Genomic DNA, 13512 nt, shown 5'->3' on the forward strand with positions numbered 1-13512 from the left:
GCTCCCGGGCTTCATGTCACTTCTTCCCTCCTTTTTGGGGGGAGAAAAATACTAAGCCGCCGCCGTTCTCTGGAACAGCCCGCCGGGCAGGCGCGCCACATGGCCGTCGAGTTCGAGCTCGAGCATCTTGGCCTGCAGCGCGGCTGCGCTCCAGCCGGTGCGTGCGCTCAGGGCGTCGAGGTTCACCGGATCGAAGCCCAAGGCCTCGAGCAGCGGATTTTCAGCGGCTGAAGAGGAGGCGCCCGCATCGCCGAAAAGACCCGCATTCGCGCTGGCTGCGCGCAGGTCGGGCAGTTCTTCGATGATGTCGTTGACGGACTCGACCAGCTTTGCACCCTGGCGGATCAGCGCGTGGCAGCCGCGCGATTGCGGCGAATGGATCGAGCCCGGAATGGCGAACACTTCCTTGCCCTGTTCCGAGGTCAGGCGAGCCGTGATCAGCGAACCCGACTGGAGCGCGGCCTCCACCACCAGCGTGCCGCGTGCCAGGCCGGCAATGAGGCGGTTGCGCTTCGGGAAGTTCTGCGTGAGTGGAGGCGTGCCGAGCGGCAGCTCGCTCACGATCAGTCCGTGCTGCGTGATGCGGTGCGCCAGGTCGCGGTGCCGGGCCGGGTAGACGCGGTCGAGGCCGGTCCCCACGATGGCCACGGTCGCGAGCCGGGACGCATCGCCGGCCGCGTCAAGCGCGCCCTGGTGCGCGGCGCCGTCCACGCCGAGCGCCAGCCCCGAAATCACCGGCAAGCCCGCGTCGCCCAGCGCCCGTGCAAAGGCGCGCGCATTCGCGGCACCTTGCGGCGTGGGGTTGCGGCTGCCCACTACCGCAATGCTGTTGGTGAGCTGTGTCAGGTCGAAGTCCGCTGCGCCCAGCACATAGAGCATCAGCGGCGGGTCGACCATTTCGAGCAGCGACGCCGGATAGCCCGCATCGCCCAGCGTCACGATACGGCGGGCGGTGCCGTCATCCGGGCCGGATTGCAGCCACTGCCAGGTCAAGTCGATTTGCGCCTGAAGGCCGTTGGGCGGCTGCTGCAAGGCGTCGGCCTGCGCCTGGGACACCACCTGCCGGAGCGCCGCGGCGGGCTGCGCAAAAATGCCCTCAGGCAGCCCGAAGGCCGCAAGAAGCTTGCGTGCGGCGCCGTCGCCGATGCCCGGCGTCAGTGAAAGCCGCAACCAGCCTGCGAGTTCTGCGCGTTCCAAACGAAGCGAAAAATGGAAAGCGTGAAGGCGTCAGGGATTGACGAGGAAGTCGCCGGCGCGCGGGGTGTCGGTGATTTCGAGCACCAGCGCGTACGACACCTTTTCGAACGGGCGGAACACCATCAGCAGGCCGATGCGTTCGTTCGGAAGCTTGATCGTTTCCTTGCGTTCGCCAGTGCGGTCGAGAATGGTTTCGCCGTTCTTCAGGATGGCCAGCACGTGGCCGCTGTCGACGCCGTCGCGCGTGCCCTTGTTGATGGCCACCACCTGGTTCTGCGCCGCAAACTGAACCGCATTGCCGTAGACCGAGATGATGCGGCCTTCGACCTGCGTGGAGGGCGCGCGCGGCGCGTAACTCAGCAGCTGGCGCGGCGGCTCGGGCAGCAGGCGGTCGCCGGCGCGGATTTCCTCGCGTGCCGCGATGATGTCGATGCTGGCCGGCACCACCGTGATGACGTCCTTGTCCTTCTGGGTCTCGACCGTGGTCGATTCGCCGCGCTGGAGCTGGGCCTTGCCCAGGTACTGCGCCTCGTAGCCGAGGATTTCACCGGTTCCCGGGTCCTTGAGCGGCGTGGCGCTGCGGAACACACGGAAGTTCTTCAGCGGGCCCGGCGTTTCGAGCAACGGCGTATCGGCATTGCCGCGCGCATAGGCACGGTCGCCGCGCGACAGCAGCACCCGGCTGTCGTTGCCGGCCACGATGCGCGGCGCGCTTTGCAGCGTGTCGGCGTCCACCACGATCGGCTCGCTCAGGAACGGCTCGATGATGCTCGGGTTGAGCGTGGGCAGCGCCATGCCGGCCAGCGAATCGAAGCGCGTGCGCGGCGACAGCTTGATGGTGCCGCCGTCTGCGCTGCCGCCCGAGCCGCGGCGCATGGTGAGGCGCGCGCGGCCGCCCGTCTTGTCCAGGTAGAGAACCTGGCCCGGGTAGATGCGGTGCGGGTTCGCGATCTCGTTGATGTTCATGCCCCACAGTTCCGGCCAGCGCCAGGGGCGCAACAGGTAGAGGCGCGAAATGGCCCAGAGCGTATCGCCGGGCTTGACCGTGTATTCGTCAGGTGCGCTGGCCGCCAGTTCGCTCAGCGGAACGCCGTTCTGGGCGGTTTGCTGTGCCGTGGCGCGTTGCTGCGGAGTGACGGGGTAGTTCTGAGCCCAGGCCGTCGTGCCACCGCTGATTACCGCAAGGGCTGCCAACGTGGCGAAAAGATGCGTGCGCTGGCGGACAGGGGTTCGGAGCTTTTTCATGTCTGGATGGGTGAGCGCATCAAAGTATCGGCGCGCATACGAATCTCACAATTTGCTACGAATTCTGCGCCCGAAGCCCTTTAAAGGGCAACGTTTTCAGGCGATCCGAGCTCATCGCGTCGCGGAATTGGCGAAAATAGCCACAACTTTTCCCGTTTTTCATGGCCAAACGAATCATTCTGAGTTACCCGGACAAGCGACTGCACACGGTTGCCAAGCCGGTACAGGGCGTCGATGCACGCATCAAGGCCCTGGTTGCCGACATGCTGGAGACCATGTACGACGCCAACGGCATCGGGCTGGCCGCCACCCAGGTCGACGTGCACGAGCGCCTGGTCGTCATCGACGTTTCCGAAGAGCGCAACGAGCCGCTGGTGCTCATCAACCCCGAAATTATCTGGGCAAGCGACGAAAAGGTGCTGAACGAAGAGGGTTGCCTCTCGGTGCCCGGCATCTACGACGGCGTGATGCGCTCCACGTCGGTCAAGGTGCAGGCGCTGGACGAAAACGGCGAGCTGCGCACCATCGAGGCCGAAGGCCTGCTCGCCGTGTGCATCCAGCATGAGCTCGACCACCTGCTGGGCAAGGTGTTCGTCGAATACCTGTCGCCGCTCAAGCGCAACCGTATCAAGAGCAAGCTGCTCAAGCAGCAGCGCGAAGAGGCCAGGGAAGGCAGGGCCTGAGGATGCGCCTTGCCTGGCCGAGTGCTTTTATCGTCGCCGCCGGGCTGCTGCTGGCCGGCTGCGCCAGCGAACCGACGCGCATCGTGCCGGGCACCACGGCGGCCGAAACCCTGCAGCGCCTGGGGCCTCCGACGGGCCGCTACCCGCTCACCGGCGGCGGCGAGCGCCTGCAGTATTCGCGGATGCCGGCCGGCTACGAGGTGATCGACATCGACGTCGATGCCTCCGGCAAGGTGATTTCCGTGACGCAGGTGCTCAACGAGGCGCGCTTCGGCCACGACATCAAGGTTGACCGATGGCGCCAGAACGACGTGGTCGCCTTCTATGGCCGGCCCTATGAAATCAGCCGCGTCAGTTCTTTCGACGGCACCGTCTGGACCTGGCGCTACAAGGCCGTGAACGAGCGCCGCATGCTCTATATCTATATCGACCCCACCGGCGTGGTTCGCCGCTATCACACGGGGGATGACCTCGAACTCGATCGGATCCGGGATTGAACCCGCTCAAGGTCGTTTTTGCGGGCACGCCCGAGTTTGCGCGCGTCGCGCTCGAGGCCATTGCCGCGGCCGGACATGAAGTGGTGCTGGTGCTGAGCCAGCCCGACCGACCCGCCGGGCGCGGCATGAAGCTGCAGGCCTCTCCCGTCAAGCAATATGCCGTGGCCAACCACTGGCCCGTGGCGCAGCCGCGCAGCCTGCGGCTCGACGGCAAGTACCCCGAAGACGCTTCGGCCGCGCGCGAGGCCCTTCTGGCGGCAAATCCCGATGTGATGGCGGTTGCGGCCTATGGGCTCATCCTGCCGCAATGGGTGCTCGACCTGCCGAAGTTCGGCTGCCTCAACATCCATGCCAGCCTGCTGCCGCGCTGGCGCGGTGCGGCGCCGATCCACCGCGCCATTGAAGCCGGCGACACGCAAACCGGCATCACCATCATGCAGATGGACGCCGGCCTGGACACGGGCGACATGCTGCTGCGCGAGTCGGTGGATATCGGCAACGACAGCACCGCCCGCCTGCACGACCGGCTGGCCGAACTCGGCGGCCGCATGATCGTCGAGGCGCTGGCCCGTATCGGCAACCTGGCGCGCACCCCGCAGCCTGCCGAAGGCGTGACCTACGCCAACAAGGTCGAAAAGCACGAAGCGCAGGTCGACTGGAACCAGCCTGCCGACGCCATCGTGCGGCGCATTCGCGCGTTCGATCCTTTTCCCGGTGCCAACAGCGTGCTCGATGGAGAAACCATCAAGCTCTGGGCCGCCTACGCCGCGCCCGCCGAACAATCGGCCGCACCCGGCACCATCCTCGCTGTTACCGACGCGGGCGTTGCGGTGGCCGCGGCCGGCTCGATCGTGATGGTCACCGAACTCCAGCGTCCCGGCGGCAAGCGCCTGGCCGTGGCCGATTTCCTGCGCGGCTTCGACCTGAAGCCCGGGCAGGTGTTCGGCTGATGTTCCTGTCCGCAGCCATCCGCCGCCGCCCAGAATTCCGCGCCGGCATCCGCGACATGTCCTCGGCCGCTCTGGGCATCGGCGCCTGGGGCCTCATGACCGGCGTTGCCATGGTCAAGTCGAACATGAGCGTGCTGGAATCCGTGGCAATGACGCTGCTGGTCTACGCCGGCAGTTCGCAGCTCGCCGCCATTCCGCTGCTGTTCGCAGGCGCGCCGGCCTGGGTGATATTGGCCACCGGCTTTTGCGTCAACCTGCGCTTCGTGGTCTTCAGCCTGCACCTTCGGCCATACCTCATGCACATGCCGCGCTGGCGCCGCATGACACACGGCTATCTCACCGCCGACCTGAGCTATGCGCTCTTCACCCGGCGGTATACGTCGCCGCCGGTCGGGCCCGACGAGCAGAAGGCGCAGGAGGCCTATCTCACCGGCAACTACTTCGTGACCTGGTGCTCGTGGATGGGCATGAGCCTTCTGGGCATTGCGCTGGCCAACTTCATTCCGCAGAACTGGGGCCTCGGTTTTGCGGGCGTGCTGAGCCTGGTGGCCATCGTCTGCTCGATGGCGACCACGCCGCTGCGCATGCTGGCCGCGCTGATTGCCAGCGTTACCGCGGTGGCGGCCTATGCGCTGCCGCTCAAGCTCAACATCGTGGTGGCCATCGGCACGGCGGTGCTGCTGTGCTTCTGGCTCGAGAAGCAGCTCGGGCTCGACCCGGATGCGGAAGACAACAAATGAGCGGCACCACCGATTTCTGGACGCTCGCAATCATCGTCGGACTGGCCGGGGTCACCGTGCTCACGCGGTGCTTCTTCTTCATTCTCGACCGCCCCTGGGGCTTGCCCGACTGGGCGCACCGCGCGCTGCACTACGCGCCGGCCGCGGCATTGGCAGGTGTGATCGCGCCGGAGATCGTGATGACCCAGGGCCACCTGATCACCACGCTGCACGATGCACGCCTGTACGCCACGGTGGTTGGCGCCGCTTATTACTACTGGCGGCGCGGCGTGCTCGGCACGATGCTGGCGGGCATGGCGGTGTACCTGCCCTTGCACCTGTGGCTCGGCTGGTAGCAGTCGGTCCTTTTCTAGTCCAGCTTCACGCCCGCGGCCTGGATGATCTTGCCCCAGCGCTCGCTCTCCGCCCGCGACAGTTTGTAGAACTCCTGCGGCGTGCCCGGCAGCGGCTCGAAGCCGAAATCCGCGAACAGCTTCACCACCTTGGGTGCCTTCATCGCCTTCTGCAGCTCACTGTTGATGCGCGCCACCGCTTCCGGCGGCATGCCGGCCGGCCCGATCAGGCCGTGGAACGCATAGGCGTTCACGTCGCTGAACCCGGCCTCGACGAAGGTCGGCACTTCGGGCAACGCGCCCGCACGCTGAGGAAGTGCAATCGCGAGCACCCGCACCTTGCCCGCCTTGATGATCGGCAGGCCTGAAGCCAGGTCGAGCATCATCGTCGGCACCTGGCCGCCCATCAGGTCGGTCATGGCGGGTGCGGCGCCCTTGTACGGCACATGCGTGATGCTGATACCGGCCTTCTGCTTGAAGAGTTCCATCGCCATGTGGTGCGGCGAGCCGTTGCCGGGCGACGCGTAGCTCACCTTCTCGGGGTTGGCCTTCACGTAGCGCACGAACTCGGCCACGTTCTTTGCGGGAAAGTCCGGGTGCACCACCAGCGCCACCGGAAAGCGGCCGATGGTGCCGATGTAGGTGAAGTCGCTCGCGGGCTTGTAGGGCAGCTTGGCGAACATGTGCTCGTTGAAGAGCAATGCTGCATTCTCGGCCTGCATGATCGTGTAGCCGTCGGGCTTGGCCTGCATCAGCACCGACACGCCGATGTTGGTGGATGCGCCCGGCCGGTTGTCGATGATGAGCGGCTGCCCGAGCGAAGGCTGCATGGCCTCGGCCAGCGCGCGCGCCAGGTTGTCGGTGCCGCCGCCGGCCACGTAGGGCACGATCCACTTGACGGGTTGGCTCGGGTAGGCGGCCTGTTGGGCAGATGCGAAAGGCACTGCGGCAGCCAGCGCGAGGGTTGCGGCCAGCAGGGGAAGAAATCGTTTCATCGCTTGTGTCTCCGTTGCTTGTTTTGAAAATCGGTAGCGGGTCAGTCCCCGCGCAGCGTCTGCCAGAGCTCGCGGTCGCGCTCCGCCGTCCACACCACGGGGTGTTCGATGCCGCGCAGTTCGTCATAGGCGCGCGACACGTCGAAGGGCAGCACGTGCTGGAACACCGGCCATGCGCCGAAGCGCGGGGTCATCGCCGCTTCTGCGCGCGCGAAGCAGCCCTTGAGCGTTTCGCCCGCGGCAATGCCGGCTTTCACGCTGTCGAGCAGGGTGCCAAGAAAAGCCTGGGTGAGGCCGATGGCTTCGGCGCAGGCGGCTTCGTCTTGCAGCACGGCGCCGCGTCCGGGCACCAGCACGCGCGGCTTCAATGCCCGCACCGCGTCGAGCGTGCCGGCCCAGTCGCCGATGTAGGCATCGCCCGCGTACACGCCGCAGTGGTTCTCCACCACGTCGCCTGAGAACAGCACGCCGCAGTCGGGGAGCCACGCGACCGTGTCGCCGCTCGAATGGCCGCGGCCCAGCGCCATCAGGCGCAGTTCACGGCCCAGGCCAGGACGCGGACCGAGCCAAAGGCTTATCTCGCGCTCGAAGCTCATTGTCGGAAAGGTGAGGCCTGGAATTTCTTCCATGCCCGCGAAGAGGCGCGGAAAGCGCCCGACCTCCGAATCGAAGTCGGCCTGTCCGCGCGTGCGGATCCAGTCGAGCGTGCCGTTGCTGGCGATGATGGCCTGCACCTCGTCGAAAGCGCTCGCGCCCATCACGCGCACCGCGTGGTAGTGCGTGAGCACGATGGTCTTGATCGGCTTGTCGGTCACCGTGCGAATGGCGGCGAGAAAGTCGCGGGCCATGCGCGGCGTGGGCCGGGTGTCGATCAGCACCACCTCCTCGTCGCCGACGACGAAGCCGCAGTTCGGATCGAAGTCGCTGATGTAGCCGTACACGCCGGGCGCGAGCTCACGCAGTTGCGGTTTCTGCTCGCGTGTGTCGGAGGCGGAAGCGAAGGAGACGTTGGCGTTCATGGGGCTTGAATGGTCGTAGGGTCTTCGGCCGCTGCACGGATGCAGTCGAGCAGCACGGCCTGGTCGCCGCACTGGTTGGCCAGCAGCAGCACGAGGCGGGCGTTGAGGTCGGCGCTCTGCGCTTCGCTCAAGCCTTCGTGCGCTGCGAGCAGGGCGGCGTAGAAGCCGTCCGGATTGGGGATGCGGGGCTCGGTGATCATGAGTTGGTGTTCCGGGCAAGGGCTGTGCGCAGCGCGTCGGCAATGGCCGCGGACGTGGCATTCGTCAACGTCGCGGCGCGGTAGGCGTCGGGGCGCACGAGCACCAGGCTGCCTGCGTCGCGCAGGCCAAGGTGGTTCGTGACCCGGTCGTCGACCTGCAGCGTCGGCAAGCCGCTGTCGCCGCCGATGGCCAGCAGGCGCAGCGGCAACGATGCGGTTGATTCCATCGCCGCCGTGGCCTCGGTGCGTGTCGGCGCCAGCCACAGACCGATGCACTGCGTGCCATCGGCCAGAAGCTGCATCAGCGTCGTCTCGCTTCCGTCGGCCCAGCGCAGCGGCAGGTTCTGCACGCTGCGCCCGCCTTCAGGCAATTGCGGCGCGGGTGGATAGTCGTTCGCAACCGACATGCGGCCCGTGTTCACCAGCGCCCGCGCAAACGGATGGCGCGCCGCCAGCGACACGACCGCGCGCCGCAGCGTGTGCTCGGCCGGCGAACGCGGCGCGAGGAATCGCGCCGACCGGCTCGTGACCCGCAGGTTCTCTTGCGCGGCGGGCTGGCGCTCGGCGTCGTAGCTGTCGAGCAGCGCATCGCTCGCCTGCCCTTGCGCAACGAGCGCCAGCTTCCAGCCGAGATTCGCCGCGTCCTGGATGCCGCTGTTGCCGCCCCGCGCGCCGAACGGGCTCACCACATGCGCGGCATCGCCGATGAAGAACACATTCCCGCGGCGGAAGCTGTCGAGCAGATGGTCGCGATAGCCGTACGGCCCGATCCACACGAACTCGAATTCCACGCCCGGCCCCAGCTGTTCGCGCAGCCGCGCGCCGGCCACTTCGGGCTTGCTGATGTAGCTCGTGTCGCAGTCCTCGGGCATCTGGTAGTCGATACGCCACACGCCGTCGGCCATCAGGTGCTGCCACACGCCGCGGCCTTCGTTGAAGGGTGCGTCGACCCAGGTCCAGCGCTCCGTAGGCAGCGGCTTCTTGAAGCGCACGTCGCTGATGCACCAGCGGTCGGTGCTGCGCGACGAATGCGCATCGATGCCGAGCTGCGTGCGGATGGAACTGTTGGCGCCGGTCGCGTCGATCAGCCGATCGGCCTCGATCGTGTAGCGCCCCGCGGGTGTCTCGACCTCGATGCGCACGCCGTCGCCCAGCTGCTCGACCTCGGCCACGCGATTCTTCCAGCGCACATCGGTCAGCCCCAGTTCCAGGATGCGCTCGACCAGGAACCACTCGACATAGAACTGCTGCAGGTTGATGAACGGCGGCTGCTTCGAGACGCTGTTCGCCTGCAGGTTGAAGTTGTAGACCTCCTGCTCGCCCGAGAAGGTGCGCCCGAAAGACCACGTGATGCCCTTGGCCGCCATGCGCTCGTAGATGCCCAGTCGCTCGAAGATTTCCAGGCTTTTCTGCGCATAGCAAATGCCGCGCGACGAAGCGCCGCGCACGCCGACGGTGTCATCCTCGTCGAGCAGCACGGCATGCACGCCGCGCCGTGCCAGGTCGCAGGCCAGCGTGAGGCCCGAAGGCCCGGCTCCCACGATCACGATCGGGTGGCGAATGATTGGGGTGCTGCCCAGTTCGGGCGGCGGTGTGAAGGGCCAGCTTGGCAGTTCGTAGGCCGGCGCAAATGCAAAGGTTTCCATGTCCGGTCTACAGCGCGTGGGCAAATTCGGCAATCGCGTCGGCCGCCTTTGGAACGAGCTCAGGCTGTCCCGCCAGGTAGTGGTTGCCGCCGACGATGTCGACATTGCGGATGCGCGTGCCGCCGGCGGCCATCCACGCATCCCGTGTGCTCGGAAAAGTCGACTGGTCGCCCGTGTAGGTGAGGAGCAGCTTGGGCACCGTGGTGCGCGCAAGGTTGGTGGGCCCGTCCGCCTGCGAGCGCGAAGACCACTGCGAAAGAAACGCCGTGAGCGAGGTGGTGCGTCCCATCGCATTGGCCGAGTAGTTCACTTGCCGCGCATCGCCCCATACGCTGCCCGGCAGCCGGTCGTTGGCATCGAGCGAAAGATCCACGCAGCGCGGGTCGGCATGCGTGCGGTAGACGATGAAGGTCTGGTCGCGCGGTGCGCCCGGTGTGCCGCGCAGCAGCGCGAGCCGGTCGATGCACCATTGCTCGATGCGGTCGAGCCGCGCCTTCTGCGCCGCGCTGAAGCGGGCGAGAAATTCGGGCTCGTAGGGCACGCGGTGGCGCGGGTCGTACATGTCGAGCTCGGGGTCCACCGACAGCGGATCGTGCTCGTCGGTGACTGAAGGGTCGATCCAGTCGCGCATCAGCCGCGTGCGGCCCAGGTGCGCGGCGCACAGGGCAATGCCGTCGACCGGCGGCAGGTCGTCCGGGTGCAGGTGCGTCGGGTCGCCGTCCGGAAAGTGCGTGGCGGTGAGCTTCTCGGCCTGCGCCTGGTAGAAGCTCGCGAGCGCCGCGCCGCCCGAGTTGCCGACCAGGAACACCTTCTCGTAGCCGGCCGCGCGCAGGTACTGCACGCCGGCCCCCAGGTCCTGGATGGCGCGCTCCATCAGCAGCACCGTGTCGTTGCCCATGTAGCGCGAGTTCAGCCCCATGCAGCAGATGCCGCGGTCGGCGAGCGGGCCGATGAGGTAGTGGCCCATGAAGTTGCTGGTCGGATGCATCACGATGGCCGCGATCTTCTTTGGGCCTTGCGGCGCGCGAAAAGCGCCGTAGATGCGCGGGCGCAGCATCTGCAGGCCCGACTGGCTCTCCATCGCAGCGCCGGGCTTCACGTCGATGACGGCGAGCTGCAATTCAGACATTTGCGGTGCCCCTTGCGGCGCGCAGCTCGGCCTTGCGCACGGTCCACGTGTCGAGGTCCGAACGGGCGCGCAGCGCATGCGCTTCCATCTCGGCCTGCGGCACGGTCGGCGTGGTCAGCTCCACGCGAATGCCATTGGGGTCGAAGAAGTAGATCGATTCGATGATGTGGTGGTCGGTTACGCCCAGCACTTCAACGCCGGCGTTCTCCAGCCGCGCCTTGGCGGCGAGCAGGTCGCCCACCGAATCCACTCGCAGCGCGATGTGGTTCACCCACGCGGGGGTGTTGGGCGAAGGCAGCGCGGCGATGTCGTCGCCCAGGTCGAAGAAGGCGATGTACGAACCGTCGCGCATCTGGAAAAAGATGTGCACGTAGGGGCAGTACTCGCCCGTGCTCGGCACGTGGTCGCTCTTGATCACGTGCGCGAGCGGCAGGCCCAGCAGGTCTTCGTAGAAGCGGCGGGTCTCCTCGCTGTCGCGGCAGCGCCAGGCAAAGTGGTGCAGTCCACGCACTGGTGGGGCGGGTGGGGGCGCCGTGTGGTCGGTCGTCGGCATGGCTTCTTGTCTCCGGTGAGCCGTTATTGGGCGACGCCGCGTCTTATGATGCAATCGAAATTAATTCATCGATTGATGAAAAAGACATATGAATCTGACCTTGCGCCAGTTGCGCGCCTTCGCTGCGGTGGCCGAGACCGGCAGCTTTACTGCTGCGGCGCAGCAACTGCATCTCACGCAATCGGCGCTCAGCGTGCTGGTGCGCGAACTCGAGCGCGAAATCGGCGTGAAATTGCTCGACCGCCACACCCGGCGCGTGCAGCTTTCCGAAGCGGGGCGCGAGTTCCTGCCCTCAGTGCACCGGCTGCTCGGCGACCTGACGAGCGCGGTGGCCGGCGTGACGGATTTGCGTGACAAGAAGAAAGGAGTGTTGCGCCTTGCAGCGCCCCAGCTGATGGCCTGCACACTGATGCCGCGGGTGATTGCTCTTTATCGCGAGGCGTACCCCGATGTCGACGTTCGCCTTGCCGATACCTTGCCCGAACACCTGCTCGCCGGCGTTGCGGCCGGCGATGTCGAACTCGCTGTAGGGCAGGACGTGGCCGTTGACGGCGCGATCGAACGCCGCACGCTGCTGCGCGACAGGCACTGGCTGATCTGTCCGCCGGACCACGCCTTCGCCAGGAGCCGCAAGGTGCGCTGGCATGAGCTCGGGCCGTACACCTTCATTGCCCCCACGCGCGACTTTCGCCAGCGCGTGCTGCCCGAACTGGGGCCGGCGGAGCGCGACTACATGCTGCGCCCGGGCACCCAGGAGGTGTCGTACATGACCACCGCGCTCGGCATGGTGGCGTCGGGGCTGGGGCTTACCGTATGCCCGACCTATTCCGCATCGCTCGTGCGTGCCCACGGCCTGCAGATGGTGCGGCTGGAGTCGCCCGATTTCCACCGCGAGGTCTGCATCTACAGCGCCGCGCGGCGCACCCTGTCGCCGGCTGCGGCGAGCTTTGTCGAAGTGCTCGAACGCTTCGCCAGGGCGCAGCCGAAAGGTTGACGCAAAGCATCGGAACGCCGCAAGAGGCGTGTAGAGCTGCCGCTGAGCGAAACCTACAATGCAAGGCGACTTGTCTTCCACGAAACACAGACCATGAACGTCATTCGATTCACCGACCTCTGCGCGCAGGGCAAGGCCGCCGGCCAGCGCGTCTTCATCCGTGCCGACCTCAATGTGCCGCAGGACGACTCAGGCAACATCACCGAAGACACGCGCATTCGCGCCTCGGTGCCCTGCATCCAGCTGGCGCTCGACGCCGGCGCCGCCGTCATGGTCACCTCGCACCTGGGCCGCCCGACCGAAGGCGAGTTCAAGCCCGAAGACTCGCTCGCCCCCGTGGCCAAGCGCCTGGGCGAGCTGCTGGGCCGAGAGGTTCCGGTGGTAGCCAACTGGGTCGACGGTGTCGACGTGAAGCCCGGCCAGGTCGTTCTGCTCGAGAACTGCCGCGTCAACAAGGGCGAGAAGAAGAACGACGAAGCGCTGGCCCGCAAGCTCGCGGCCCTCACCGACATCTACGTGAACGACGCCTTCGGTACCGCGCACCGCGCCGAAGCCACCACCTACGGCATCGCGCAGTTCGCCAAGGTGGCCGCGGCCGGCCCGCTGCTCGCAGCCGAGCTCGACGCCATCTCGAAGGCGCTGGCCTTGCCCAAGCGGCCGCTGGTGGCCATCGTGGCGGGTTCCAAGGTGAGCACCAAGCTCACCATTCTCAAGAGCCTGTCGGCCAACGTCGACCAGTTGATCGTCGGTGGCGGCATTGCCAACACCTTCATGCTCGCGGCCGGCCTCAAGATCGGCAAGTCGCTGGCCGAGCCCGACCTCGTCGACCAGGCCAAGGAAGTGATCGAATCCATGCGCGCGCGCGGCGCCGATGTGCCGATTCCGGTGGATGTGGTCACGGCCAAGACTTTTGCGGCCGACGCGCCCGCCACGGTAAAAGACGCGAGCAACGTGGCCGATGACGACCTGATCCTGGACATCGGTCCGAAGACCGCCGAGATCCTTTCGGCGCAACTGCGCAAAGCCGGCACCATCGTCTGGAACGGCCCGGTGGGCGTGTTCGAGTTCGACGCCTTCGCGGGCGGCACCAAGGCCATTGCGCAGGCCATTGCCGAGAGCAGCGCTTTCTCGATCGCAGGCGGCGGCGACACGCTCGCGGCCATTGCCAAGTACGGCATCGAGAAGCAGGTCGGCTACATCTCGACCGGCGGCGGCGCCTTCCTCGAGGTGCTCGAGGGCAAGACCCTCCCGGCCTTCGAAATCCTTGCCAAGCGTGCTGCGGGCTGATTTTTCGCGCCCGCGCCGCGGTGCCCGCTTCCTGTTGTCACACAA

General features: G+C 66.7%; 15 protein-coding genes. 7 read left to right on the top strand and 8 right to left on the bottom strand.

The window, feature by feature from the left end; translation table 11 throughout:
- Positions 1-51 precede the first annotated feature (51 nt).
- Together dprA and V9L20_RS22465 are read right to left on the bottom strand one after the other, a co-directional pair.
- The gene (dprA, locus tag V9L20_RS22460) at positions 52-1197 is read right to left on the bottom strand and encodes a DNA-processing protein DprA (protein ID WP_337298295.1); all 1146 of its coding nucleotides are present in this window, start codon (positions 1195-1197) and stop codon (positions 52-54) included.
- 30 nt (positions 1198-1227) lie between these two features.
- Positions 1228-2442 (bottom strand): LysM peptidoglycan-binding domain-containing protein, encoded by a 1215-nt coding sequence (locus V9L20_RS22465; protein WP_258502925.1) that lies wholly within the window; start codon positions 2440-2442, stop codon positions 1228-1230.
- 161 nt (positions 2443-2603) lie between these two features.
- Between V9L20_RS22465 and def the strand changes: the two genes are divergently transcribed.
- The 5 genes from def to V9L20_RS22490 are packed head-to-tail and all read left to right on the top strand — an operon-like array spanning position 2604 to position 5647.
- A complete protein-coding gene (gene def / locus V9L20_RS22470; protein ID WP_258502924.1) occupies positions 2604-3125 on the top strand; it encodes a peptide deformylase in 522 nt (173 codons plus the stop codon).
- 2 nt (positions 3126-3127) lie between these two features.
- Positions 3128-3622, top strand: coding sequence for a hypothetical protein (locus V9L20_RS22475; RefSeq protein WP_337298296.1), 495 nt, complete (start codon positions 3128-3130; stop codon positions 3620-3622).
- Complete coding sequence (gene fmt, locus V9L20_RS22480; protein ID WP_337298297.1) at positions 3619-4572, top strand: methionyl-tRNA formyltransferase; 954 nt, start codon at positions 3619-3621, stop codon at positions 4570-4572. The genes V9L20_RS22475 and fmt overlap by 4 nt, the downstream gene beginning before the upstream one ends.
- Complete coding sequence (locus V9L20_RS22485; RefSeq protein ID WP_258502921.1) at positions 4572-5312, top strand: AzlC family ABC transporter permease; 741 nt, start codon at positions 4572-4574, stop codon at positions 5310-5312. Before fmt ends, V9L20_RS22485 begins: the two co-directional genes overlap by 1 nt.
- A complete protein-coding gene (locus tag V9L20_RS22490) occupies positions 5309-5647 on the top strand; it encodes an AzlD domain-containing protein (RefSeq protein ID WP_337298298.1) in 339 nt (112 codons plus the stop codon). Before V9L20_RS22485 ends, V9L20_RS22490 begins: the two co-directional genes overlap by 4 nt.
- A gap of 14 nt (positions 5648-5661) precedes the next feature.
- Here V9L20_RS22490 and V9L20_RS22495 read toward each other — a convergent pair whose 3' ends face one another.
- From V9L20_RS22495 to V9L20_RS22520, 6 genes are read right to left on the bottom strand one after another with little or no spacing between them, the layout of a single operon-like run.
- Positions 5662-6639: a Bug family tripartite tricarboxylate transporter substrate binding protein gene (locus V9L20_RS22495; RefSeq protein ID WP_337298299.1), complete on the bottom strand. Its 978-nt coding sequence runs from the start codon at positions 6637-6639 to the stop codon at positions 5662-5664.
- A 41-nt stretch (positions 6640-6680) separates the two neighbouring features.
- Positions 6681-7658, bottom strand: a complete 978-nt coding sequence (locus V9L20_RS22500) for an MBL fold metallo-hydrolase (protein ID WP_337298300.1) — start codon at positions 7656-7658, stop codon at positions 6681-6683.
- A complete protein-coding gene (locus V9L20_RS22505; RefSeq protein ID WP_337298301.1) occupies positions 7655-7858 on the bottom strand; it encodes a DUF2783 domain-containing protein in 204 nt (67 codons plus the stop codon). Before V9L20_RS22505 ends, V9L20_RS22500 begins: the two co-directional genes overlap by 4 nt.
- Complete coding sequence (locus tag V9L20_RS22510) at positions 7855-9504, bottom strand: FAD-dependent monooxygenase (RefSeq protein ID WP_337298302.1); 1650 nt, start codon at positions 9502-9504, stop codon at positions 7855-7857. The genes V9L20_RS22505 and V9L20_RS22510 overlap by 4 nt, the downstream gene beginning before the upstream one ends.
- A gap of 7 nt (positions 9505-9511) precedes the next feature.
- Entirely contained in the window at positions 9512-10633 is a 1122-nt protein-coding gene (locus V9L20_RS22515) for an alpha/beta hydrolase family protein (protein ID WP_337298303.1), read from the bottom strand.
- Positions 10626-11186, bottom strand: coding sequence for a VOC family protein (locus tag V9L20_RS22520; RefSeq protein WP_337298304.1), 561 nt, complete (start codon positions 11184-11186; stop codon positions 10626-10628). Before V9L20_RS22520 ends, V9L20_RS22515 begins: the two co-directional genes overlap by 8 nt.
- Positions 11187-11274: 88 nt before the next feature.
- On the opposite strand from V9L20_RS22520, the gene V9L20_RS22525 reads away from it, so the two are divergent.
- On the top strand, positions 11275-12180 hold the full coding sequence (locus tag V9L20_RS22525) for a LysR family transcriptional regulator (RefSeq protein WP_337298305.1): 906 nt from the start codon (positions 11275-11277) through the stop codon (positions 12178-12180).
- 93 nt (positions 12181-12273) lie between these two features.
- Positions 12274-13467, top strand: a complete 1194-nt coding sequence (locus V9L20_RS22530; protein ID WP_337298306.1) for a phosphoglycerate kinase — start codon at positions 12274-12276, stop codon at positions 13465-13467.
- Positions 13468-13512: the final 45 nt, after the last annotated feature.

It is taken from the genome of Variovorax sp. CCNWLW225, from assembly GCF_037204045.1.
Taxonomy (GTDB): domain Bacteria; phylum Pseudomonadota; class Gammaproteobacteria; order Burkholderiales; family Burkholderiaceae_C; genus Variovorax.

Bases quoted from the DNA above. Each gene is read 5' to 3' on its own strand.
- V9L20_RS22465 (WP_258502925.1), bottom strand. From the start codon at position 2,442: ATGAAAAAGCTCCGAACCCCTGTCCGCCAGCGCACGCATCTTTTCGCC.
- def (WP_258502924.1), top strand. From the start codon at position 2,604: ATGGCCAAACGAATCATTCTGAGTTACCCGGACAAGCGACTGCACACG.
- V9L20_RS22475 (WP_337298296.1), top strand. From the start codon at position 3,128: ATGCGCCTTGCCTGGCCGAGTGCTTTTATCGTCGCCGCCGGGCTGCTG.
- V9L20_RS22485 (WP_258502921.1), top strand. From the start codon at position 4,572: ATGTTCCTGTCCGCAGCCATCCGCCGCCGCCCAGAATTCCGCGCCGGC.
- V9L20_RS22490 (WP_337298298.1), top strand. From the start codon at position 5,309: ATGAGCGGCACCACCGATTTCTGGACGCTCGCAATCATCGTCGGACTG.
- V9L20_RS22495 (WP_337298299.1), bottom strand. From the start codon at position 6,639: ATGAAACGATTTCTTCCCCTGCTGGCCGCAACCCTCGCGCTGGCTGCC.
- V9L20_RS22500 (WP_337298300.1), bottom strand. From the start codon at position 7,658: ATGAACGCCAACGTCTCCTTCGCTTCCGCCTCCGACACACGCGAGCAG.
- V9L20_RS22505 (WP_337298301.1), bottom strand. From the start codon at position 7,858: ATGATCACCGAGCCCCGCATCCCCAATCCGGACGGCTTCTACGCCGCC.
- V9L20_RS22510 (WP_337298302.1), bottom strand. From the start codon at position 9,504: ATGGAAACCTTTGCATTTGCGCCGGCCTACGAACTGCCAAGCTGGCCC.
- V9L20_RS22515 (WP_337298303.1), bottom strand. From the start codon at position 10,633: ATGTCTGAATTGCAGCTCGCCGTCATCGACGTGAAGCCCGGCGCTGCG.
- V9L20_RS22520 (WP_337298304.1), bottom strand. From the start codon at position 11,186: ATGCCGACGACCGACCACACGGCGCCCCCACCCGCCCCACCAGTGCGT.
- V9L20_RS22525 (WP_337298305.1), top strand. From the start codon at position 11,275: ATGAATCTGACCTTGCGCCAGTTGCGCGCCTTCGCTGCGGTGGCCGAG.
- V9L20_RS22530 (WP_337298306.1), top strand. From the start codon at position 12,274: ATGAACGTCATTCGATTCACCGACCTCTGCGCGCAGGGCAAGGCCGCC.